Annotated in this window: 25 protein-coding genes; 19 read left to right on the top strand and 6 right to left on the bottom strand. The window is 41.4% G+C overall.

The genetic code is table 11. From position 1 onward, the window contains the following. Positions 1–119 precede the first annotated feature (119 nt). From liaF to ACYCSE_RS04535, 3 genes are read left to right on the top strand one after another with little or no spacing between them, the layout of a single operon-like run. Complete coding sequence (gene liaF / locus ACYCSE_RS04545) at positions 120–767, top strand: cell wall-active antibiotics response protein LiaF (protein ID WP_061829897.1); 648 nt, start codon at positions 120–122, stop codon at positions 765–767. 16 nt (positions 768–783) lie between these two features. Next, positions 784–1,863, top strand: coding sequence for a sensor histidine kinase (locus ACYCSE_RS04540; protein WP_023990236.1), 1,080 nt, complete (start codon positions 784–786; stop codon positions 1,861–1,863). Continuing rightward, complete coding sequence (locus ACYCSE_RS04535) at positions 1,841–2,491, top strand: response regulator (RefSeq protein WP_013372995.1); 651 nt, start codon at positions 1,841–1,843, stop codon at positions 2,489–2,491. Before ACYCSE_RS04540 ends, ACYCSE_RS04535 begins: the two co-directional genes overlap by 23 nt. Before the next feature lie 75 nt (positions 2,492–2,566). Here ACYCSE_RS04535 and ACYCSE_RS04530 read toward each other — a convergent pair whose 3' ends face one another. Further along, on the bottom strand, positions 2,567–3,010 hold the full coding sequence (locus ACYCSE_RS04530; protein ID WP_459701639.1) for a hypothetical protein: 444 nt from the start codon (positions 3,008–3,010) through the stop codon (positions 2,567–2,569). 245 nt (positions 3,011–3,255) lie between these two features. Here ACYCSE_RS04530 and ACYCSE_RS04525 point away from each other — a divergent pair, with 245 nt between their 5' ends. From ACYCSE_RS04525 to ACYCSE_RS04515, 3 genes are all read left to right on the top strand, one after another. Next, positions 3,256–4,020: a YwmB family TATA-box binding protein gene (locus ACYCSE_RS04525; RefSeq protein WP_459701637.1), complete on the top strand. Its 765-nt coding sequence runs from the start codon at positions 3,256–3,258 to the stop codon at positions 4,018–4,020. A 187-nt stretch (positions 4,021–4,207) separates the two neighbouring features. Further along, the gene (gene zwf / locus ACYCSE_RS04520; RefSeq protein WP_459701635.1) at positions 4,208–5,764 is read left to right on the top strand and encodes a glucose-6-phosphate dehydrogenase; all 1,557 of its coding nucleotides are present in this window, start codon (positions 4,208–4,210) and stop codon (positions 5,762–5,764) included. Between the two features lie 307 nt (positions 5,765–6,071). After that, a complete protein-coding gene (locus ACYCSE_RS04515) occupies positions 6,072–7,652 on the top strand; it encodes a peptide chain release factor 3 (RefSeq protein ID WP_013311888.1) in 1,581 nt (526 codons plus the stop codon). 151 nt (positions 7,653–7,803) lie between these two features. Here the strand turns inward: ACYCSE_RS04515 and ACYCSE_RS04510 are convergent, their stop codons facing one another. After that, positions 7,804–8,037: a small acid-soluble spore protein SspI gene (locus tag ACYCSE_RS04510; protein WP_016819939.1), complete on the bottom strand. Its 234-nt coding sequence runs from the start codon at positions 8,035–8,037 to the stop codon at positions 7,804–7,806. Positions 8,038–8,200: 163 nt separating this feature from the next. Here ACYCSE_RS04510 and ACYCSE_RS04505 point away from each other — a divergent pair, with 163 nt between their 5' ends. The 6 genes from ACYCSE_RS04505 (at position 8,201) to ACYCSE_RS04480 (ending at position 12,362) form a co-directional block, all read left to right on the top strand. After that, positions 8,201–8,863 carry a potassium channel family protein gene (locus ACYCSE_RS04505; RefSeq protein ID WP_013311886.1) on the top strand — a complete coding sequence of 221 codons (663 nt, stop codon included), beginning with the start codon at positions 8,201–8,203 and terminating at the stop codon, positions 8,861–8,863. Between the two features lie 76 nt (positions 8,864–8,939). Next, complete coding sequence (locus ACYCSE_RS04500; RefSeq protein ID WP_250260448.1) at positions 8,940–9,728, top strand: TrmH family RNA methyltransferase; 789 nt, start codon at positions 8,940–8,942, stop codon at positions 9,726–9,728. Positions 9,729–10,254: 526 nt separating this feature from the next. Further along, entirely contained in the window at positions 10,255–10,530 is a 276-nt protein-coding gene (locus ACYCSE_RS04495) for a glycosyltransferase (protein ID WP_250266653.1), read from the top strand. Positions 10,531–10,613: 83 nt separating this feature from the next. Next, on the top strand, positions 10,614–10,931 hold the full coding sequence (trxA, locus tag ACYCSE_RS04490; RefSeq protein ID WP_061829892.1) for a thioredoxin: 318 nt from the start codon (positions 10,614–10,616) through the stop codon (positions 10,929–10,931). A 621-nt stretch (positions 10,932–11,552) separates the two neighbouring features. Beyond that, positions 11,553–11,798, top strand: coding sequence for a hypothetical protein (locus tag ACYCSE_RS04485; RefSeq protein ID WP_459701629.1), 246 nt, complete (start codon positions 11,553–11,555; stop codon positions 11,796–11,798). Positions 11,799–12,035: 237 nt separating this feature from the next. Continuing rightward, complete coding sequence (locus ACYCSE_RS04480) at positions 12,036–12,362, top strand: thioredoxin family protein (protein ID WP_459701627.1); 327 nt, start codon at positions 12,036–12,038, stop codon at positions 12,360–12,362. A gap of 163 nt (positions 12,363–12,525) precedes the next feature. Here ACYCSE_RS04480 and ACYCSE_RS04475 read toward each other — a convergent pair whose 3' ends face one another. From ACYCSE_RS04475 to ACYCSE_RS04465, 3 genes are all read right to left on the bottom strand, one after another. Beyond that, entirely contained in the window at positions 12,526–12,696 is a 171-nt protein-coding gene (locus ACYCSE_RS04475; protein ID WP_196765450.1) for a type 1 periplasmic-binding domain-containing protein, read from the bottom strand. A 26-nt stretch (positions 12,697–12,722) separates the two neighbouring features. Then, positions 12,723–13,100, bottom strand: coding sequence for a DUF4158 domain-containing protein (locus tag ACYCSE_RS04470; protein ID WP_459701624.1), 378 nt, complete (start codon positions 13,098–13,100; stop codon positions 12,723–12,725). Positions 13,101–13,372: 272 nt separating this feature from the next. After that, complete coding sequence (locus ACYCSE_RS04465; protein ID WP_459702478.1) at positions 13,373–13,729, bottom strand: Lrp/AsnC family transcriptional regulator; 357 nt, start codon at positions 13,727–13,729, stop codon at positions 13,373–13,375. Positions 13,730–13,929: 200 nt separating this feature from the next. Between ACYCSE_RS04465 and ACYCSE_RS04460 the strand changes: the two genes are divergently transcribed. The 4 genes from ACYCSE_RS04460 (at position 13,930) to ACYCSE_RS04445 (ending at position 17,891) form a co-directional block, all read left to right on the top strand. Next, positions 13,930–14,694 carry an MBL fold metallo-hydrolase gene (locus tag ACYCSE_RS04460; RefSeq protein ID WP_061829888.1) on the top strand — a complete coding sequence of 255 codons (765 nt, stop codon included), beginning with the start codon at positions 13,930–13,932 and terminating at the stop codon, positions 14,692–14,694. Between the two features lie 186 nt (positions 14,695–14,880). Further along, a complete protein-coding gene (locus ACYCSE_RS04455; protein WP_058830615.1) occupies positions 14,881–16,065 on the top strand; it encodes an MFS transporter in 1,185 nt (394 codons plus the stop codon). Between the two features lie 128 nt (positions 16,066–16,193). Continuing rightward, positions 16,194–16,706, top strand: coding sequence for a GNAT family N-acetyltransferase (locus ACYCSE_RS04450; RefSeq protein WP_103048882.1), 513 nt, complete (start codon positions 16,194–16,196; stop codon positions 16,704–16,706). A 699-nt stretch (positions 16,707–17,405) separates the two neighbouring features. Beyond that, the gene (locus tag ACYCSE_RS04445; protein ID WP_322173218.1) at positions 17,406–17,891 is read left to right on the top strand and encodes an OsmC family protein; all 486 of its coding nucleotides are present in this window, start codon (positions 17,406–17,408) and stop codon (positions 17,889–17,891) included. Positions 17,892–18,025: 134 nt separating this feature from the next. On the opposite strand, the gene ACYCSE_RS04440 is transcribed toward ACYCSE_RS04445, so the two are convergent. Next, positions 18,026–18,694, bottom strand: a complete 669-nt coding sequence (locus ACYCSE_RS04440) for an ArsR/SmtB family transcription factor (protein WP_250266647.1) — start codon at positions 18,692–18,694, stop codon at positions 18,026–18,028. 275 nt (positions 18,695–18,969) lie between these two features. Between ACYCSE_RS04440 and ACYCSE_RS04435 the strand changes: the two genes are divergently transcribed. From ACYCSE_RS04435 to ACYCSE_RS04425, 3 genes are all read left to right on the top strand, one after another. Then, positions 18,970–19,104: a cytochrome c biogenesis protein CcdA gene (locus ACYCSE_RS04435; protein ID WP_155729708.1), complete on the top strand. Its 135-nt coding sequence runs from the start codon at positions 18,970–18,972 to the stop codon at positions 19,102–19,104. A gap of 146 nt (positions 19,105–19,250) precedes the next feature. After that, on the top strand, positions 19,251–19,607 hold the full coding sequence (locus tag ACYCSE_RS04430; RefSeq protein ID WP_459702477.1) for a cytochrome c biogenesis CcdA family protein: 357 nt from the start codon (positions 19,251–19,253) through the stop codon (positions 19,605–19,607). Positions 19,608–19,842: 235 nt separating this feature from the next. Beyond that, positions 19,843–20,121: a rhodanese-like domain-containing protein gene (locus ACYCSE_RS04425; protein WP_446723251.1), complete on the top strand. Its 279-nt coding sequence runs from the start codon at positions 19,843–19,845 to the stop codon at positions 20,119–20,121. The last annotated feature ends 1,165 nt before the right edge of the window (positions 20,122–21,286 follow it).

Below are 21,286 nucleotides of genomic sequence, written 5' to 3'. Positions count from 1 at the left end.
GTATGGAATGGACATTGGTCGATGATCGTGCCTAATCTGTATGGTTCAGGAAAGCCATATGGCGGAATGTTGCGCCACTATGGCTTTTCCGTCCTGTATAAACAAAAAGGGGGTGCAGCATGGAGAGAAGAAAATCAGCCTTGGCACTGGCAGGGATTGGCATCGGGATTATCATTTTATTCGGTCAGTGGATTGGGTTCCTCTCCGTGGTTGCACTGATCCTAATGTTGGCCGGAATATATAAGATCCGCAATTCCAAAATCAAAAAGGGCTACACGATGCTCGCGATTGGTGCTGGACTGTTAGTACTGGATCATTTGTTCCTGTTTGTGGTAGTTACACTAGCATCATTAGCTGTATTCTATTCACGTTCAAGGAAGCTGCATAAAGGTCAAAGCTCCATATTCAAACACAATTTTATATCCAATCATAAATGGGATGAAGTGCCTTGGAGCCTGCGCAGCACAAGCATATGGCATGTGGTTGGGGACGTGGATGCCGACCTGACGTTGGCTCTTCCAGAGGAACGTGAGCCCGTCATATTTTTGCAGGGGATCTTCGGTGACATTGACATCACCCTACCGGATAATTACGGTGTAGAGGTGGAGATGTTCATATTGTTCGGACAGATTCAGTTTGACCGGGATCATGAGGCGGGGATGCTCAATCGACTGGTTTGGAAGTCTCCTCATTTTGAGCAGAGTGAGTATAAAGTGAAGTTTGTCGTTTCGTACTTGGCGGGCGATGTCCGCGTCCGATTTTATTGAATCAGGAGGAGCCGGGATGAATCATAAAAAAACGTCCAACATGGTAACCCGCAGTATGGGTGAAGGTATCCTCCTGTGTGTTGTTGTGGGCGTAGTTGTCTTTTATATGTTGTATACATATGGATATGTGAAGTCGTTCCCAACCTGGGGAATGATATTGAAAGTTGCAGGAGCCGTTATATTGGTGTTGATTGGTACAGGGGCAATGTACGGATTTTATGAAAGCTACCGCTTTAAAAGCAGACTGGAAATGTTGAGAGAGACGTTGCTGATGTGGGAAAAGGGAACGCCAGCACGTGAGTTGCCGCCCCTAGGGCATGATGAGCTTGGCAGGTTGGGAGAGCAGCTGGAACGGATTGGGCGTAAATGGCAGGAACAAGTTACGTCTTTACAACGCTTATCTACGGATAATGCTCAGCTGGCAGAACAGGCACGGATGACTGCGATTGTGGAGGAGCGGCAGCGGCTGGCCAGAGAGTTGCATGACGCCGTATCACAGCAATTATTTGCTATTTCAATGACGGCGACGGCTGTGGGGAGGACGCTGGATAAGGATTTTGATAAAGCGCAGCGGCAAGTTGCGCTAATTGAAGAAATGTCTTCCGTGGCACAATCCGAAATGCGGGCGTTACTACTTCATCTGCGGCCTGTCTATCTGGAAGGGAAACGGCTTGAGCAGGGTTTGCGTGATTTGGTACAAGAGTTGCAGGCAAAGGTACCGATGGAGATTGATTTTGAAATTGAAAGCGGAGTACAGTTGGTTAAAGGCATTGAGAACCACTTGTTTCGCATTGTTCAGGAAGCGATGTCTAATACATTGCGCCATGCCAAAGCAACCCGCATGGAAATTCGTATCGTGCAACGCCCGGATTCTATCAGGCTGACGATTCGGGATAACGGTATTGGTTTTGAACTGGATGAGAAAAAGCAGACTTCATATGGATTATCCACAATGCAGGAGCGGGTCAGTGAGATTGGGGGAGCTATTCAGTATATAACGGCTCCGGGAAAAGGAACACGGATCGAGGTGTCCGTTCCAGTTATTAATGATGAAAGCGGAAGGAACGATGATCATGGAAACGGAATTACCGATTAGCGTACTGCTGGTAGACGACCATGAAATGGTACGGATTGGTCTTGCGGCGGTGCTGGGGACGGAAGAAGGTATTGAAGTGGTCGGCGAGGCCGGAAGCGGAGAAGAAGGCATACGGTTGGCTTCCGAATACAAGCCAAATGTTATTTTGATGGATCTGGTCATGGATGGCATGGATGGCATCGAAACGACACGCCAAGTAACTCGCCTGCTTCCAGAGACCAAGGTGATTGTACTGACGAGTTATTTGGACGATGAGAAAATGTATCCGGTCATTGAGGCAGGGGCGTTCAGCTATTTGCTCAAAACGTCTCGTGCTTCCGAGATAGCGGATGCGATCCGTGCAGCTGCACGTGGACAGTCCGTACTAGAGTCACAGGTGGCCTCCAAGATGATGAATCGATTCCGCCAACCACAGGCTGAGGCACCCGCGCATACGGAGCTGACTGATCGTGAGATGGAGGTGCTTCGCCTGTTGGCACAAGGGAAGTCTAACCAGGATATCGCAGATGAGCTGATTATCGGGATTAAGACGGTAAAATTCCATGTCACGAACCTTCTCGCTAAATTAGGAGTGGAAGACCGTACACAGGCGGCGATCTATGCCTATAAGAACGGATTAGCAGAGTAGAAGTAGAATAAACGAATACAAAGAACCGGAGACGACAATAGTCCTCCGGTTTTTTTGTGTTCCATAACAAGTTGTTTAGATCAGGAGGAATAAAAAGGCGATTAAAGCCAGATCTAATGCAAGCCCTGCCCCGTATCCATATCCGCCGTACCCACCGCGATAGCCTGTTCTGCCATTTCCAGCAAATCCGCCTGCGTCATAAGGAAAGGATGGGCTCAGAGGTGCGTTGGGCGGCTTAATTAAGGCATTAAGTTTGGCCGAGGTACGAGCTTTGTTTTTAGGATTCTTTTTTTTCTTTTTAGAGGAAATCTTTTTGGGGGGTTGTTTTCCTTTGTTACTGTAGCTCCCGGCATAGAGACTGCCAGGAAAAGAAGGTGGATATCCGTTCAACATCAGCTTACCTTTGCTACACCCACTTAAGATGCCGATGTGTCGTGTACCATCACGCATAACGGCACAGACCAGACGTCCACCATGAGGTGCCACATTGGCTTCATTTACAGGATAAATCGGAAACATGATTTCACCTCTTTTGGTGTAAGATGCATTGTGATCATAGTCTATTCTTACGGTGCCTACGATGTATGGTCGAACACCCAGTAGGCAGATGAATATTTTAGAAGGGCTTTGCCGTAGTGCTATGTATAAAAACTCTGACAATGGGAATGCTATTGATAGATTCATAGATTTCAATCCAGCCGAAAAAGAAAGTATCCAGAGCGTAGGTGTGGGAATCGGATGGTTGTGGAGCGGGAGGAACGATAATGTTAAAAGCAGAGCTGATTAAAAAGGGGATTATTGCAATTTTGGTATTAGGAACGGTGCTGGTACTAGCTGGCTGGCGTTACGGAACCCTTCAGACAAACCGAAATGACTCCCACGAGGCAGAAACGGCTTTACGCTCATTGTTAATCATCTCGGATCAGACCCCGGGTACGTTGGATAAGCTGGTTGTGAAGTGGCAAGGCGATTGGATTTCTAACCATGAAGAGCCAGCAGATGTGGCGGCACAGATAGCTGATCAGCTGAATATACCCACAGTAAACAAACTCGTAGAGAATGGACACACGGTTTATCGTTCTGTTCGTGATAGTGAGGATCTAAGAATCCGCTTAAATGTGATGGAACGTCAAACTGGACAATGGTATGTAGTTGTTCAACTGGAGAGCAATGATGCAGGACGTGAGCGGTTGATTCAGCTTCATAAGCTTTGTGCTGAGCAATTAAAGTCTATGGGAATTCAAGCACAGTGGAACACGGCCCTTCAGCGTTCGCTGCATACAAAGGAATCCAAAGATCTACTGTTGAAACTGACAGAGGCGAGCTTAGCAGGAAACATCTCTATGCAGGCCAAAGAAAGATATACGGATGCGACTACTGTGGCTATATCCTATGAAGCTCCAGAGCTGCCGTTAATGATTCAAAGCGGTGAGCATCAGGTCCAGATGCAGATGGCTGTACATGAAGATAGGGAGCAGCAGGATACACGTATAACACTCGGTTTCCCGCTCATCACGATTGAATACTGACTTATAAGGTAAATTTATGATTCATCGGATAGCTTATCCATGTAGGATATGATAAAATATCATCAAATCTTTAGTTCCATGTTTTTCGAAAATCAAGTATGATCTTGTATAAATATACACAATACTACATGCGGATTTCGGGGATTGTGGATTGCGGAATCTTGACATGGGAAGAATGAGGTACTTCATGGCTGACATACCTGTTAAAGAATCTGTTGTGACGCAAGGCGCAGTTCTGTTTATTTTTGGCGCTACGGGCGATTTGGCTCGTCGCAAGCTTTTTCCTGCTATTTACAGCTTGTACCGCGAAGGCAAGCTTGCTGACGATTTTGCCGTTATTGGTGTAGCAAGGCGTCCTCGCACAGAGGAAGAATTCCGTAATGACCTGTATGCTTCCATACAGGAGTTTAGTCGCTACAAAGCAGAAAATGATCATGAATGGCAGGCATTTGCCGAGCATTTTGAATATAAATCGCTGGATATCAACAATGTCGAAGGGTTCCATGAGCTGAGACAGCAGACGGAGTCTATAGAAAGCAAGTTTAACATACCGGGAAATCGGTTGTTTTATTTGGCCTTGGCTCCTGAGTTATTCGGAAGCGTGTCGAAGAGTTTGAAAGATGGCGGCATGATGGATGGAAAGGGCTGGAATCGCCTGGTGATTGAGAAGCCATTCGGTTATAACCTCGAATCTGCACAAGAATTGAACATTGAAATACGAGAAGTATTTGCCGAAGAAGAAATTTATCGGATTGATCACTATCTTGGCAAGGAAATGGTACAAAATATTGAGGTGATCCGCTTCGCGAATGCCTTCTTTGAACCACTGTGGAATAATAAGCATATTGCCAATGTGCAAATTACGCTTAGTGAAACGGTAGGGGTGGAGGAACGCGGAGGTTACTACGATCATTCCGGCGCCTTGCGGGATATGGGACAGAACCATATGTTGCAAATGCTAACGATGATTGCGATGGAGCCACCTAGTCGTTTGTTGCCTGAGGATATCCGTGATGAAAAGGTAAAAGTGCTGCGTTCGCTGCGCCCTTTTGAAACGTCTGAGGATGTGAAAACCAATGTGGTGCGTGGTCAATACACCGAAGGCAGTTATCGGGGTCAGCAGTTGCCGGGGTATCGCCAAGAAGACAAGGTTGATCCACAGTCGAACACAGAGACTTATTTTGCTTCACGCGTGTTTGTTGATAATTTCCGTTGGTCTGGCGTACCGTTCTATATCCGTACGGGCAAACGTCTCCCTGTAAAAACAACGGAGATTGTTGTGGAATTTAAGAGCATGCCAACGAACGTGTACCTCGGTCAAAAGCATAAGCTGGAACCGAACTTGCTCGTGATTCGTGTCAATCCAATGGAGGGCATTTACATTAAAATCAATGCCAAGAAACCTGGTTCCGAATCAGATATTGAGCCACTGGCTATGGATTTTTGCCAAAGCTGTATGGTGGGTATCAACTCACCAGAGGCTTATGAACGGTTGCTGATGGATGCAATTGAGGGTGATTCGACGTACTTCACGCGTTGGGATGAGGTTGCCACGGCATGGGGATTCGTCGATCGAATCGCCAAAGCATGGCAGCAGACCCCGGATACGCTGGAAACCTATGCTGCAGGTTCATGGGGACCGGAAGGTGCTCACAAGCTATTGGAGCAGGATGGCTTCAAGTGGTGGCCGGTTAGCGGTCAGGATGAAGATAATGTCATCTGGCGAGTAGGCGGCGTTCAGTAATCCCGATTTGTCCTGCATCCCCCTATGTCCTGTTCAGGACGTAAGGGGATGCTTTGCGTTCGGAGTGTGCTATAATAGCTTAGTCTCGGTTTTCAGTTTGCAACTGATTATAAGTTAAAGGCAGGCTAAAACATGTAAATAGATCGTATTTATAATGAATATGGTAACGGAGTACGCCGAATACTGGAGCTAACGGCAATATAGCCGATAGAGCCGATGAACTTATGAAAACAGGCGTGCATCATGGCCTTTTTATGAATAGCTTGAGCAGTAATGCAATGGATTTGATCATGAAGGGATATGTGAAATGAGTAAAACAACAGATATACTTCAACAGGAAGTCGACAAACGGCGTACGTTTGCGATTATTTCTCACCCGGATGCGGGTAAAACGACACTGACGGAAAAGCTGCTGCTGTTCGGGGGCGCGATTCGTCTTGCGGGTTCAGTTAAAGCGCGTAAAGCAAGCAAACACGCTACGAGTGACTGGATGGAGATTGAAAAACAGCGGGGGATCTCTGTAACATCCTCAGTAATGCAATTTGATTATAATGGTCACCGCATCAACATTCTGGACACCCCAGGTCACCAGGATTTCAGTGAAGACACGTATCGTACATTAACAGCAGCAGATAGTGCAGTCATGCTGATTGACGTAGCGAAAGGTGTGGAAGCGCAAACGATTAAGCTGTTTCAAGTTTGTGCGAAGCGTGGAATTCCGATTTTCACCTTCATTAACAAACTGGATCGTGAGGGACGCAGTCCTTTTGATTTGATGGAAGAGCTGGAGCAGGTGCTTGGCATCCGTTCGGTGCCTATGAATTGGCCGATTGGTACAGGACGCGAGCTGTGCGGTGTCTATGACCGTGTCAAAAATCAGGTCGAGCTGTTTCAGGGAGATGATCATTCCACGATCAAAGTACAGAAAGTGGAAGATTACAATGATCCGATCATTCGTGAGATGGCGGGCGAATATTTGCATGACCAATTATGCCAAGACTTGGAGTTGCTTGACGTCGCGGGTGACCCTTTTGACATGGAGAAAGTACAGCGCGGAGAATTAACACCTGTATTCTTCGGCAGTGCGATTAATAATTTTGGTGTACAAACATTTTTGGAAAACTTCCTTCAGCTTGCTCCTAAACCGGAGCCGCGCCGTAGTACAGCTGGGGAAATTGAGCCAACAAACGAAAAGTTTACCGGCTATGTATTTAAAATCCAAGCGAACATGAACCCGGCTCACCGTGACCGTATTGCATTTTTGCGTATTGTCTCCGGTAAGTTTCAACGCGGGATGAGTGTTAAGCATGTACGGATGGGCAAGGAGATTAAGCTGTCTCAGCCACAGCAGTTCCTGGCACAGGACCGTGATATTGTCGAGGAGGCTTTTCCTGGCGATATTATAGGATTATTTGACCCGGGTATTTTCCGTATTGGTGATTCACTCAGCCAAGGTAGCGAGGTTGTGTTTGATGAATTGCCGACCTTCTCGCCTGAGATTTTTGCCAAGGTAACGGTGAAAAATGCCTTGAAGCACAAACAGTATCTGAAGGGTATTGATCAGTTGACCGAGGAAGGTATGATTCAGGTGTTCCGTACGGTAAGCTTTGACGATACGTTATTGGGTGTTGTCGGCCAACTACAATTTGAAGTATTTGAGTACCGCATGAAGGGTGAATATGGAGTTGATGTACAGCTTCAACGTATGCCATTCCAATTTGCACGATGGATTGTGGATGATCAGATTGACCCGAGCAAGTTCCGTATTAACTCTACGCTGGTAAAGGATAAGAAAGGCAATTATGTCGCCTTGTTCGAAAACGAGTATGCGATGCGTACGGCTATGGAGAAAAATCCGACAGCTAAGTTCTTAGAAATGGCTCCATAAGATTGAATAAGCAGAACAGTTTGATCTCAGTCATTTAGTGTATACAACGAATAGTCCACTCGATGTTAATGCGAGTGGACTATTCTCATTTTCGAATACGGGTAAAATAATGAGCACAATTAAATCGGAACCAAATGTTAAATAGCTAGAGCTAGGTTAAGGGTACGGGTTTGATTTTATCGATTTGTTCATGTGCCAAATGGACGAAATCGTGCTGCTGGTTTGGACTCATATGCTTCCAAGCAATTTCAAGAATGACACCCAACCCAGGCAAAGCGGCCTCCGGTCCGTCCACTGACCCAATAATCATGTCCGTAAGATCAGCTTCTGATTTGCCGTGTACTTTGTGAACAATTGCTTGTCGTAAATCCATTGTAATGGGCATGTGTACCTCCCGTATGTTGTAGTAGTGGTCGAATGTATTATGGCTTGGGCTGTTGTCCAGTATACATGGAGAAGCATTTGGCATAAGTATGTCAAAATTTATGTTTGTAGCATGATATGCTATACTATGACGGACAGTATGGTGATCGGGAGGTAAAGAAGGAATGGCAAAAAAACAGTATGCGGTCATTGGTATGGGCCGTTTTGGTTCCAGTGTTGCCAGTGCGCTGAGTGAGATGGGTTTTGATGTGCTGGCTATTGACTCGGACGAGCAGCGTACACAGGAAATGTCGAATATTGTGACGCATGCGGTGTCTGCCGACTCGACGGATGAGGAAGCGCTGCGAGCGCTGGGTATCCGTAATTTTGACGTAATCGTAGTTGCGATTGGTGAAGATATACAGGCCAGTATTCTGACGACATTGATTCTCAAGGACATGGGCGTACCCGCTCTTGTGGTCAAGGCACAAAATGAACTGCATGGGAAAGTGCTGCAAAAAATAGGTGCGGATAAAGTCGTTTATCCTGAACGGGATATGGGGTTACGGGTAGCCCATCATTTGACATCTCCCAACATTTTGGATTATATCGAGCTGTCCAAGGACTACAGTATTTTGGAGATGAGAGCCGCCGATTCCATGATTGGCAAAAACCTGAAGGAGCTAGACATACGTGCACGCTTTGGCTGCAATGTGATGGCGATTCGCAGAAATCAGGAAATGAACATTTCACCTTATGCCGAAGATCGTCTGGAGCCGGGTGATGTACTGGTCATTGTGGGCCACAAGGATGATTTGACCAAGCTAGAGCTGGCATTTGCAGCCTAATGAAGGCTTGATGTTCAATTACAAGTGATGCATCATTTATTTTTAGAAACGGACAAAGAAACGGAAGGTTAAACGAATGGAAATCATTTCACCGAATAATGCGCGTGTAAAAGAGTGGGCGCAACTGCTGGAGAAAAAGCATCGTACACGGCAGCATAAATATATTGTCGAAGGTATTCATCTGGTGCAGGAAGCGCTGCGTTCGGACGCGGCTGTCGAAATCGTCGCCTATGATTTGGACAAGGGCATTCCCGCCGAGCTGAATGGCCTGGATCCAGCCGCCCAGCCGGTGGAATGGGTTCCCGTGTCAGCGGCAGTCATTGCAAAATGCACCGATACGAAGACGCCGCAGTCGGTCTTTGCCATCGTGCATAAAGAGGAGCGCAGTGCATTCCCGGCATTGCTGGAGCAGCCGGATGCACTGGTGATGGTGCTGGACGGGGTGCAGGACCCCGGCAATGTAGGCACCATCATCCGCAGCGCGGATGCTGCTGGAGCCGCAGGCGTAATATTGGGGCATGGCTGCGCCGACCTGTACAATCCCAAAACGATCCGCTCCACGATGGGATCGTTGTTTCACCTGCCGGTGATTGAAGGCAGCCTGGAGGAGCTTTTACCGCAGGCCAAAAGTAAAGGTGCCCGCTTGCTCAGCACCTCGCTGGATGCGAGCTTGTCATGCTATACCATAGATTTGCGCGCTTCCACTTGGCTTGTGATCGGAAACGAAGGCCAAGGGATTTCTGCTGCTACCGCGCGCATGGTGGATGAGTCGGTATTCATTCCGATGCAGGGGCAAGCGGAATCACTAAACGCAGCGATGGCTTCTACAGTGCTATTATTTGAGGCGATGAGACAACGAAACTAAGAGAAGAACACGGGTGCATGTGTGGTTTATATTATCAATTGGACAACTTATAACATCAAAGTGAGACAATATAAGTGCCCGTAAAGCCAGTAAAGACGGGGAAGTTTTCTAATAACAAACCAAGTACTTGTTGTTTACTGATCTAAGATTTGTTGTTTTTATAGTAAAAAAAGTAGTGGAATTTCTATAAGTTGTTGTAAGATAAACACTCTCCAATGAACTGTCTGCCATGGACTTTTTGAAGGGACCCCATACTGTTTGGGGATCGATTACAGGACAATCGATGGAAGTTGAAGCGGCGGTTCGATTTAGTGTACTGACCGATGTAGGACCTATGATCGAAGTTTTCCCGTTGGAACAAGCTAGTGAATCATAGGAGAAAATGATGTCAGCTAAGACACGATTCCGTGCCGTATTGAGTATGACTAAATGATAACTCATTCCCAACTTTGACGATTTAAACGTTATGGACCTTAAGCCTGTATTGGCTTTGAGGTCCTTTATTTTGCGAAAACGATAGGTTCGTATGTTGGATGATATATCTGAGCCTATTATCAACGGGAAAACTAGCTACCTGGCTGCTGTAGGTAATAAAAATGAGATGGCCAGAAAAACAATTAGTCTGTTAAGTAACGAACAGAAATACCTAGAAATGAGAAACGCTTATGTAAACAAAGCTCATTTAAATTTTAGTTCAGATCAAATCACAAGTCACAATGAAGGGATATATAACCGTGTGCTTGAAACTAACAGAGGTGCTTCACCAGGAGAGAACCTTCAGAGAAATGTGATTCACTCTTGACAGAAGGAGAGTATAGATTTATAATTCAACTAATCAATTGAATAGTTGTTAATGATAAATTATATTTAGTGGGGGGATCTCCAGTGGGAGCAACTGCATTGACAAAAAATACGTTTTCAAATCAAATCCAGTCTGGAGTGACCTTGGTAGACTTTTGGGCTCCATGGTGTGGACCTTGTAAAATTCAGCTTCCTATTGTGGAAGAATTAGCTGATGAGCTGAAAGGACAGGCAACGTTGGCAAAAGTTAATGTCGACGAGGAAACCGAATTAGCTTCACAATTTGGTATTCGAAGTATTCCAACTTTGTTGCTTTTTAAAGATGGTAAGCTCGTTGATACTATGGTTGGTGTAAATCAAAAAAATGTCCTTAAAGACAAAATTCTTAAATTGGTTAATTGATGTGAAAATCGACAACATTATAATGAAATAATGTTGTCGATTCTTTTTTTGTTCTGAGAGCGCTCCCTTCAACGTAGCGGATGCAGTTTGAGAGTGACTCAATATCATCATATAGAGAAGATAATCTTTTAACATATGTGACTCCCTGATGAAACATGGATGAAGGAAAGAAACAATGAGAAACCAAGTTAAAAAAATGCTCCGGTGATAATCGTTGGAACTCGGAAAATTCGATCTTGGACCTACATGGTTCTGGCCACACTATGAGAAAATAATTACTCAACTCACAAAAGAACTGGGTTTGGAGACATTTAATCAATTTAACAAATAACAAAGGATGAATGCTCTTAGAACGTTCCCAACATGAAACACCACAACAACGTCTTTTGCCAGATGAGGCAATGGAGCCCTCACTAAGATTTGTTGGTGGAGTACAGTCTATGATTGAGGCGATAAGTGCTACTTTGCCATAAGGAGCAAGCAATCCAGCTTAACACACGTGTAACTTCGATTCATCAAGAAGAAGACGGTACAATCTGCTTAGAAGCCAATGGAAAACAATTTTAGACAACTGTAGTTACTATTGCTATTAACCACGGCTAGCTGAAAAGAATATAAAACTTGCCAAAGCTTCCTTATGATCTGCAGACATATTTAGTTGATAAACCAACATGGATGGCCGGTCAAGCTAAAGTTATTGCCATTTACGACGACCATTTTGACGTGAAGTTGGACTCTCCGGTTTTACATCAAGTTGAGTGGGATCTCTACAAGAAATTCACGATGCTTCACCAGGTACAGGGACAGGTGCCCTTTTTGGATTTTTGGTTTACCAGTAAAGGAGCGGCAGACTTTGGGAGAAGATAAACTCATGTAACTTGTGTTGGAACAATTGGAGGGCATATTTTTTACGGGCACTGAGACGGCTGATCAACAGGGAGGACATTTTGGAAGGGGCAATTCTCAATCAGCTGATCAAATCGTAGCCAGATTTCTAGAACGATACACACAATAATGAGGAAAAAACTTCTACTTTTGTAAATATTTTTCGTATGGAAAAAGGATTTAAACAATGAGTCATTTTAAGAGAGGAGAAATTTGAGCGTGCGTTTAGTGGACTTAACCTCAATACAAGAAATAGAATCCTTCATCGGAAGTAATCCTTTGAGTATGTTATACGTATCTCAAGATGATTGTAATGTATGCCATGCCATTTACCCTAAGCTCAAAACAATGCTTAATCTATACCCTAAATTGGCACTTGCTAATGTTGATGCTAGTCAAGTGGAGGAGATCACAGGAAGGTTTTTAATTTTTTCTGTGCCGACGATCTTGGTTTTTCTTGATGGGAGAGAATATCTACGCGAAGGTCGTTTTGTTCAATTTGAACAATTGAAAAAACAATTACAGTTATTGTCAGATGTAGTTTAAATCTTCGATTAAAAACAAAAGGCACACCTTCAGTATTATGTCCTTTCTTAGGCGTTTTATTGAAGGTGTATTTCAAGTAATGGCCAATTCTGTTGTTAGAAAAACCACCTTTACCAAGTAAAAGGTGGTTTTTCTAACAACAAAACATGCGTTATATGTTCTTTTATGTTGATTTTCGTTCCACCAAAGTAAACTCTAGTGAATTTAGTGCGTTTTTCGTCTGGTTAAGCTTATTATGAATAATAATAAAGGCATTGTCGGCCTGAAAGTCAACAGGATAGTTAATCGTTGTCAGATCCAGCAAAGGAGCGAGTGCGGAATTATTAAACCCCATAATGCCCCGTCCGTAAACCGATTCCTTTATATGTTCCCACTCCTGGCTACGATGCAGGACATGCTGGCATAGCCATTCCGCATCTCTTGTGAATCTTGAACGGTATTTTCTCGAAAGCCAAAAAATTCTCGGATTTGAGCGCCGTGATATTTGATCATCCGACCGTTCCAATCGTATTGTGCATACAGTTCTGCGGGCACTTCGATTTGCTTGGCGATGTATGAAATGACGGTCTTAGGTACTTCAAATTTATGGAACGGAAATCGTGCCTCGTATTGGAAGAACTTAAACATGACCGCGAAACCGATCCTCGTCTCACTGCTCTTATTCCCCATTTGCTGCATTTCGTTCGGGAGAAAGGTAAAATGCTCAATCAGCTCGTCCAGTTCCCAATTTCGCTTCATGTAATCCCTTCCGAATAAAGTTCCTATTACTGTGAGTAACGGAACTTAGCACTTGAAATAAGTATATCCAAGCTGTATATGTTAGACAATATGTGTCTCAAATAACTCGAAGTTCCATATACAAAAATAAATTCGGAACTTTTATTTATTCATGGGGACTAGGCTAACGGGCAGGTTAGTTTAAAAACCTTCTTAATATACTCTTTTTAAGGGTGGATCTTTTTCTGATGGGTTCGTTTCTCAGAAATAAAAGTTTTTTTGTACGTTCTTTTTTACAAGGTTTTCTCGATTACAATTGATAATTTGTAGTTAGCGTAATTGTTTAACTCTAATAAAAATTGGTTTAACGCTTCATTACTTGGAAACCTACATTCAAGCAGATAGCATCCATCACCGCTTACTTTGTAATTATTTAGGATGTGATCCCTTTTAGAATGAATGAATGAAAGAAATGGTTGATGGTGTGTATCTTTAATATAGATATTTAGAAATGCATACGTAAAACATCCTAATTTTGCGTGATTAACTTTAATGCTGTATCCCTCTATAACTCCAGTATCCTCAAGTTTTTCTAGCCGGGCTGCTGCTGCAGGTCCAGTTAGGTGCACTCTTTCCCCTAATTCTTTCATGGTAATTCGACTATTTTGACTCAGCTCTTCAATAATTCGTTTATCTGTTTGATCCAAATCAAACGCATCTCCTTTAAAAAATAAAGTAAAAAGACCAATACACTTTATTTAATCTGTGTATTTGAAGGTTACATCTAGTATAAACTTATCATTGTCAACAAACAAAATTAAAAAAAACAGAAGGAGAATTATATATAAATATGCACATTCAACAAGTTCGAAATGCAACAATCATTGTTCACTATGCAGGTAAAAAGTTCCTAGTCGATCCATTACTTGCGTACAAAGGTCTGTATGGTCCATTCCCGGCGGGGATCAGAGAGGATTTGAGAAATCCTATAATTGATTTGCCAATGTCCGTTAACGACATCATTAAGGATGTCGATGCTGTTATTCTGACTCATTTGCATCTAGATCACTACGATGATATAGCAAAAGCAGTGCTTCCAAAAGGCACTAAAGTTTTTGTACAAAACGAAGAAGATGCTAAACAAGTTGAAAGTGACGGTTTTCAACAAGTAGAAGTACTTGCTGAAGATACGCTTTTTGAAGGTATTCAGTTAATTAAAACAAAAGGCGAGCACGGCAGAGGGAAAGATTTATTAAAAATGATGGGTCAGGTATGTGGTGTTGTCTTCAAACATGCCAACGAGAAGACGTTATACCTAGCCGGAGATACAGTATGGTATGAAGGTGTCGAAAAAGAAATCATTTCCCACACTCCTGAGATTATCGTGTTGAACGCTGGAAATAATAGTTGGCATGATTTGGGCTCACTTATAATGGGCAAAGAAGATGTTTACGAGGTGCATAAGGCGGCTCCTAACGCCAAAATTATCTCAGTCCATATGGAAGCAGTTAATCATTGGACATTATCTAGAAAAGAACTAAAAAGCTTTGGAGAAGAAAAGGGATTTACCTCTAATTTATTAGTTCCCGAAGACGGCGAATCGTACACTTTTTAATGTGCACTGCAAAAGGTTGGAATATGAGTCGCATTGGAGATTGTGTTGTTCAAATAATATGAGACCTTCATATGGGTCTCATTTTATTATGAATTTTTATAACAAATTATTTATTCCTTTAATGCAAAATATTAGCTCACTTGCATATCAAGTATTTACCAAAATCTACAGACAGGAGAATATGCTGTGAACCAAACGAATCCTAAATTGTGGACGAAAAACTTTATTATTCTTTCGTCTGTCAATTTCATTATGACATTAATTTTCTTTTTATTAAACGCGACAATCACTCTTTATGCAATTAATGAATTTGATGCATCAACCGGCCAAGCTGGTATCGTCGCAGGTATTTTTATTATCGGTTCATTATTAGGGCGTTTGTTTACAGGACGTCTTATACATTCCAAGAAAATCTTGATGACCAGCTTGTTTTTATTAATTTTAACAACATTACTTTATTTCGTTCATCTTAATGTTAACTTTCTCATATTAAATCGGCTTTTAAACGGTATCACAGTGGGTATTATATCTACAATTGTGAGTACGGTTGTTGTATTTAGCCTTCCTGCACCACGAAAAGGTGAAGGGATAAGTTATTTTGCAATTAGTACGGCCTTGGCCACAGGAATCGGTCCATTTATTGGTTTAGTTTTGAGTCAAAACTCAAACTTTGAAATGATTTTTTCTTTAAGTCTATTGCTTGGAATTTTTAGCTTAGTAATCGCATTTTTTCTGAAGTTTCCCGCAACGTACAAGACTGAGAAGAACAATAAAAAGGGAATAAAAATCTCTGACTTTGTTGAGCCAAAAGTAATGCCGATAGCAATTATTATTTTTTTCATGACTTTTTGTTTTTCCGGCATAGTTTCATATTTAAATATTTATGCTTTGGAGTTAGGGTTAATAGACACAGCAAGTTTCTTCTTTATGGTATATACTGTTTTTGTCTTAATATCACGACCTTTTACAGGACGAATAATGGACAAAAAAGGTGCTAACATTATCATATATCCGGCTCTTATTATATATGGAGTAGGGATGCTTCTTTTAAGCTCAGTTAACAGTAGCTTTACATTGTTATTGGTAGGAGCATTAGTTGCTCTGGGATTTGGTAATATTTCTTCCATAACTCAAGCCATAGCCATCAATTTAGCCGAACCTCACCGAGTTGGCTTAGCAACTGCGACGTTCTTTATATTCTATGATCTAGGGAACGGATTTGGCCCATCGATTATCGGTTTGATAATTCCAGCTACAGGATATAGTGGTTTGTATGTAATACTCGGATTAATTGTATTAGCTACACTTTTTCTATATTACATGTTGTATGGAAAGAAAGAAGGTAAAATTCAAAATCAAGTGGTAAACTAAAGAGCACTTAAAGAGAGGATCCTGAGAATTTGAACTGTGACCTGTAAGATATATATATAATTTTTTTCATATAAAAGCGATTGGCATAAGTACGAAATCTTCTTAAAAAATAGAGCGAGGAGAAATTTATGACTGTAGTATTAAAAAGAGTTAATAACGAGAATATTGATGAGATAAAAAAAATCTATGATGATTCGTTTCCTAAAGAAGAGATGGTCCCATATAATAAATTGGTAGAGATAAGCAATGATACCGACCATTTGTTTTATGGAATATATGATGATTACACGCTGGTAGGAATGAATTATCTAATCGTAAAAAACGATATGCTTTACATATTGTATTTGGCAATTAGTAAAGCATATCAAAATAAAGGGTACGGGAAAGCAGTTGTTAATGAGATAATAAATAAATACTCTAACTATCGGATTTGCCTGAATATTGAAGAAGTTAACCCTAAATTTCTTAATAATAATCAAAGAATTAAAAGGAAAAGTTTTTATCAACTCTTAGGTTTTGAGTCTCAGGATTACTTGTTTTCAAATTATGAAGGCGTAACTTTCGAAACGATGTCAATAAATGGGGATGTATCCTATAAAGAAATTCATGCGTTATTCGATTATTTTAAAAAGCTAAGATAGACTGAGAATAACACGGACGGGTAGCAAGAAAATAATCAAAAGAACGGTATCTAACTGTAATATGTTGATGGCGTGTGCATATTGGGGTAAAAGCTAATATGCACACTTTACATTTTCTTGATGTCATGATGAAGAAATAAGTCAGATCATTAAACTAACGGGAAACGATAGTTCAATCTCCAACTAAGACTAGGCTGCCGATCAATTGTCGGCAGCCTAGCTCTGTCTTTGCCCATAGTGACAGCGACGCTGGTACTACCCCGTTTGACATGTGAAGCATTACATAAATTACAGTGTTATATCAATGAGGGCTTCAATATGAAATAAGGTCTGAAAGCGGTAACTATTGGTGGGAGTTCAATTACAAATACATGAATAATATTTATAATTTTTCACTTTGTACGTTAGTTGTATACTTGACGTTAGTAAAATTATATAATAAAATTCAATTGATCGATTGATTAATTGATATATTAAACGAGCGATACATAATTTAATTGGAGGTTTGATTTCTATGGCAAAGGCATAGCTTCAAATTACATTGAAAATTAATGCACCAGAACGCGAGGCGGCTGTAAAGGTTTTATACAACTTATAAAAGAGCTGTTCCTTAGTGAGAAATTTGTCAAATCTCATAGAGTAATAAATCTTAACCTTAACGAAGTTTTGGACTTACAATACCTAAAAGGGGATGTTAATATGGCAGAAAAAACAATTAACATGAATACGGTTTGGTACAAAGATGCAAAGGGTGATGGACGCATTAAAAGTGACAATCTACAAACTCAAATTGCAATTCCAGTCCCCAAAGGGGGAAGTGGTAAAGGGGCTAACCCACAACAACTTCTTATCTCTTCTGCAGTAGCTTGTTACACGATGACCTTAGCATATATGTTAGATAAAAATAAACTTCCTGTGACAGGATTCTTTATGGATACAGAAGGTAATATAACTCATGGTGATCAATTAAGTATTACCCATCGCCCGCATGTTGTTCTGAATCCAGGAGCGACCAATGAAGACATAAGCATGACAGAAGCTTTGATGCAAAAAGCAGAAGAAAATTGCCATATTGGTCAATTACTGATAAAGGCCGGCATTCCCGTAGGAACTCAAGGAAAAGTAACTATCGATTCTGGAGAGGATCTTACAAGTAGCTATATTGCAGCACACGGATTGGAATAGTAAAGCTAAATGTCAATGAGTATTATTCGCTCTAATCAAGTCGTATAATGTCCAGGTTTGCATTATTCACAAAAAGACTTCAAAGTCACAAATATGTGGGCTTCGAAGTCTTTTTTAGATGAGGCTTAGATTGGTTAATGTATATGAAAATGTTCCTGCCACTCATTCACTCCGTCTTCCATACGATACGCCTTGAATCCCTCAACTTGCAATTTTTGCGTAGCAAGTGCCGAATAAACGCATAATGGCCCTCTACAATAAGCGACCACTTCAGCTTCCTCTGGTAACTCTCCCATTAATACGTCTAGATCTTCCATCGGCATTGAAATTGCTCCTTGAATATGTCCTGTTTCAAACTCTTCTTTGGGGCGTAAGTCAACTAAGATAATGGAGTTTTCATCTAGTTTTTTCTTTACTTCATCCATGGATAGGGTATGGATGTCATTCAAGTTGTTTAAAAAGTCATCTTTCATTCTCTTGATATCAGGAATTTGCTTCTCACTAATCTTCCATAGTGAAGAGAGAAAGTCAGTGATCTCAGGATCTGCTAGTGAGTATATGGCGTAAGTTCCTTTCTTTGTGAACTTAACAAGCTTAGCGTCCAGTAAGACCTGTAGATGACGAGAAACATTAGCTATATTCATTTCTGTACATGCGGCTAATTTCTCCACTGTTCTGGGACTTTGTGATAGTACATTCAAGATTTCAAGACGTTTATCACTTGATAGACATTTACCTATTCTAGCCAGTTGCTTATATAGATCTTCCTTGAAAAGCTTTGCACACTTTAGCATCTCTTCCATTCATTTATAACCTCACTTCAACTTGGTGATATATGTTAAGGATCCTACCCTATATGTTTTGACCAATATGGCAAATCAAAAATGCTTCTCCATACACTGAAAAAAACTATGAAACCAACAATCTCTTCATAATAAGTACTATATCAATTGATGAATAGAATTTTAACATGTGTAGAGACGAAGTCAAGTTTAGTCCATTATTCTGATAAAAATAATAAGATAAAATTGCAATACTGTTTGCGAGCGATACTCTGATTTAATGAGGAGGGGAGAAGTTGGAGGAGATAACGTTATTAGTAGTATTTGCAGCAGGCGTACTCTCGTTTTTGTCGCCTTACGTATTCCCTCTCCGGCCGGCGTATGTTTCACATATATCCGATACGATGATTGCAGGGGTCGCTTTGTCGTGAATCGTAAAATTCTGGTCGTACGTTCATTGGGCTTCATCCTTGTGATTTAGTGTTATCTTTGTGATCGTGGGGCTACTGCCTCCGCTATAGGTAATTTTGTCTCCTTACGCAGGGATCTGATTGAGAAGGTTGACGGACTATTGATTGTGGTGTTGGGCCTACAAATGATGGGGATACTCAAACTCAAGTTTTTAATGAGTTCTAAGCAGTTGGGAAACGGAAAAAAATACGGTGGCTGGCTTGGTTCATTTATCCTTGGATTGGCAATTGGGGCGGGCAGGACGCCATGTGTGGGGCTCGCCCTTTCCTCGATACTTGTTTTGGCAGGGTCGTCCGAATCATTGTACCAAGGGATAGGGCAGTTAGCGGTATATTCGTTGGGTCTTGGAATTCCATTCTTGCTCATTTCGCTGCTTGTTACTTTCTCTCTATCGATGGTTAAACAAGTCAATAGATTTTTTCCCGTCCTGAGCATGGCGAATGGAGTTATTATGGTCATCTAAATTGAATGTATTACGTCTCGGAATAATAGGAACTCGAATAATTACAATAAATGAGCTTGCGCATATATCTTAATATCTGCTGAGCTTAGGATGGAGGAAGTATAGTATGATGACAGTGATTCGTCATTTCAATTGGACTGTTTAGTTTATGGTTAATAATACAATCGTGGCCTCTACGATCCCTTACTAATGTGAGTTTTGAAGATTGGGACCTATCTCATCACCGCTTGCAAATGTGAAGATTCTAGATGTCAGGGATGTCAGTAAATATTCGACTGGACATATTCCGAGTTCATTAAATATTTCCTTTGGCAGACTCCCGTTAGTATGGAGCAAGAATCTTGCACCGAATGATAAAGTGATCATATTTTCCAGCAGCTTGGTTCAAAGGAAAAGCTGCTCGAATTTTGGCGTGTGGCGGGTTTCGTCACCGTATGCCGTTAAAGGGTATTATCTTTCAATGACTAGTAGGGTGAGCTGGAATTATCACCATAAAGAAGGTTATTGTAAATAAAGGGTGATGGGAGTCAAGTTAACGAAAGAACGAAACTGGTAGTTGGAGAAACTTATATAGGGTGAGGATTGTCAAGGCGGCTGACCGAAGCACGCACGCTCCATGCCGATCCGACTTACGGACGGCAATGAGGCGTCCATTATGTGAGGTGGCGAAAATGCCAGGTGCCTGTCAGTTTGCAGACTTCGGCGATCAACGTGCCGATCCCATACGTTCTGCAAATCGTAGGCAAAGGGAAAGGACAAACGATACTCGAGAATAGCGGTCTTTTATGCGTTGTTAACCTTTCTAGTCGGTTTCATTACTCACGAATTCGTAGCTGAGGCTAAAAGCATATAAAAAAATTTAATACCTGCTCTTGCATCCCATAAACAACTACTGGGAGAAATTGGTCGTCTACTGGTTTAGGTTATGATCTTAAATTGCGGTTTATATAGTAACCATCTTAATAGAGTATGTAGCCTTTCTTGTAATAGTTTACTTGTGGTATTATATAATATATTTGCTCTTATCATAAACAATTGGAATTTTGAAAGATATTCTTTAAAATGCTATTTTATTTGAACATCCAAATAGAAAGGTATTTGATTATGATATTCATTAACAAAAAAACTATTAATAAGCTAACTGAATCGCATAGAGAACCTAACATGCTTATCTGCTATTCAACTCCTCAAAGCCTTTCGGCTTGGACAAGTCGAGCTATATTACTCCTAAATAATGATAAAATTATTATCCTTTTCCTGAATCTATTTTCCACTAAAGTAGTACAAAAAGTTGAATTTGAAGTAGCTGATATACAAGAACAAAAATATCATTCCATATATCTGTCTTCTGCAATATGGTCATTTAACAGTAAAGGACAGCATTGGAGGTTCAAGATAATCAAAAAAATTATACCTCTTGGCTCTATGCAAAGGGATTTTCTAAATTTCTTGCAACAAAATATTTTAATTAGCGACTGAGTAGATCACCGATCTCCGAAAACATGTGCCCTTCCAGACGAAGGCGAACAGCCAGGTATCTTTTGCAAAGTCGTTTATCTGAGGTCTCTTTCATGGTTCTTTTCATTACCCAATAGGCGATTGAAGTAATGTTGTTGGTTTGTTAATTGCGTGTTATTTATCAAAATGAATTTGACAGGTTCCCAAATCTTTGTTAGAGT

The sequence above is a fragment of the Paenibacillus sp. SEL1 genome (genome assembly GCF_054602535.1).
The sequence above is the reverse complement of the archived record's forward strand: the minus strand, read 5'-3'. Positions and strand labels throughout refer to the sequence as shown.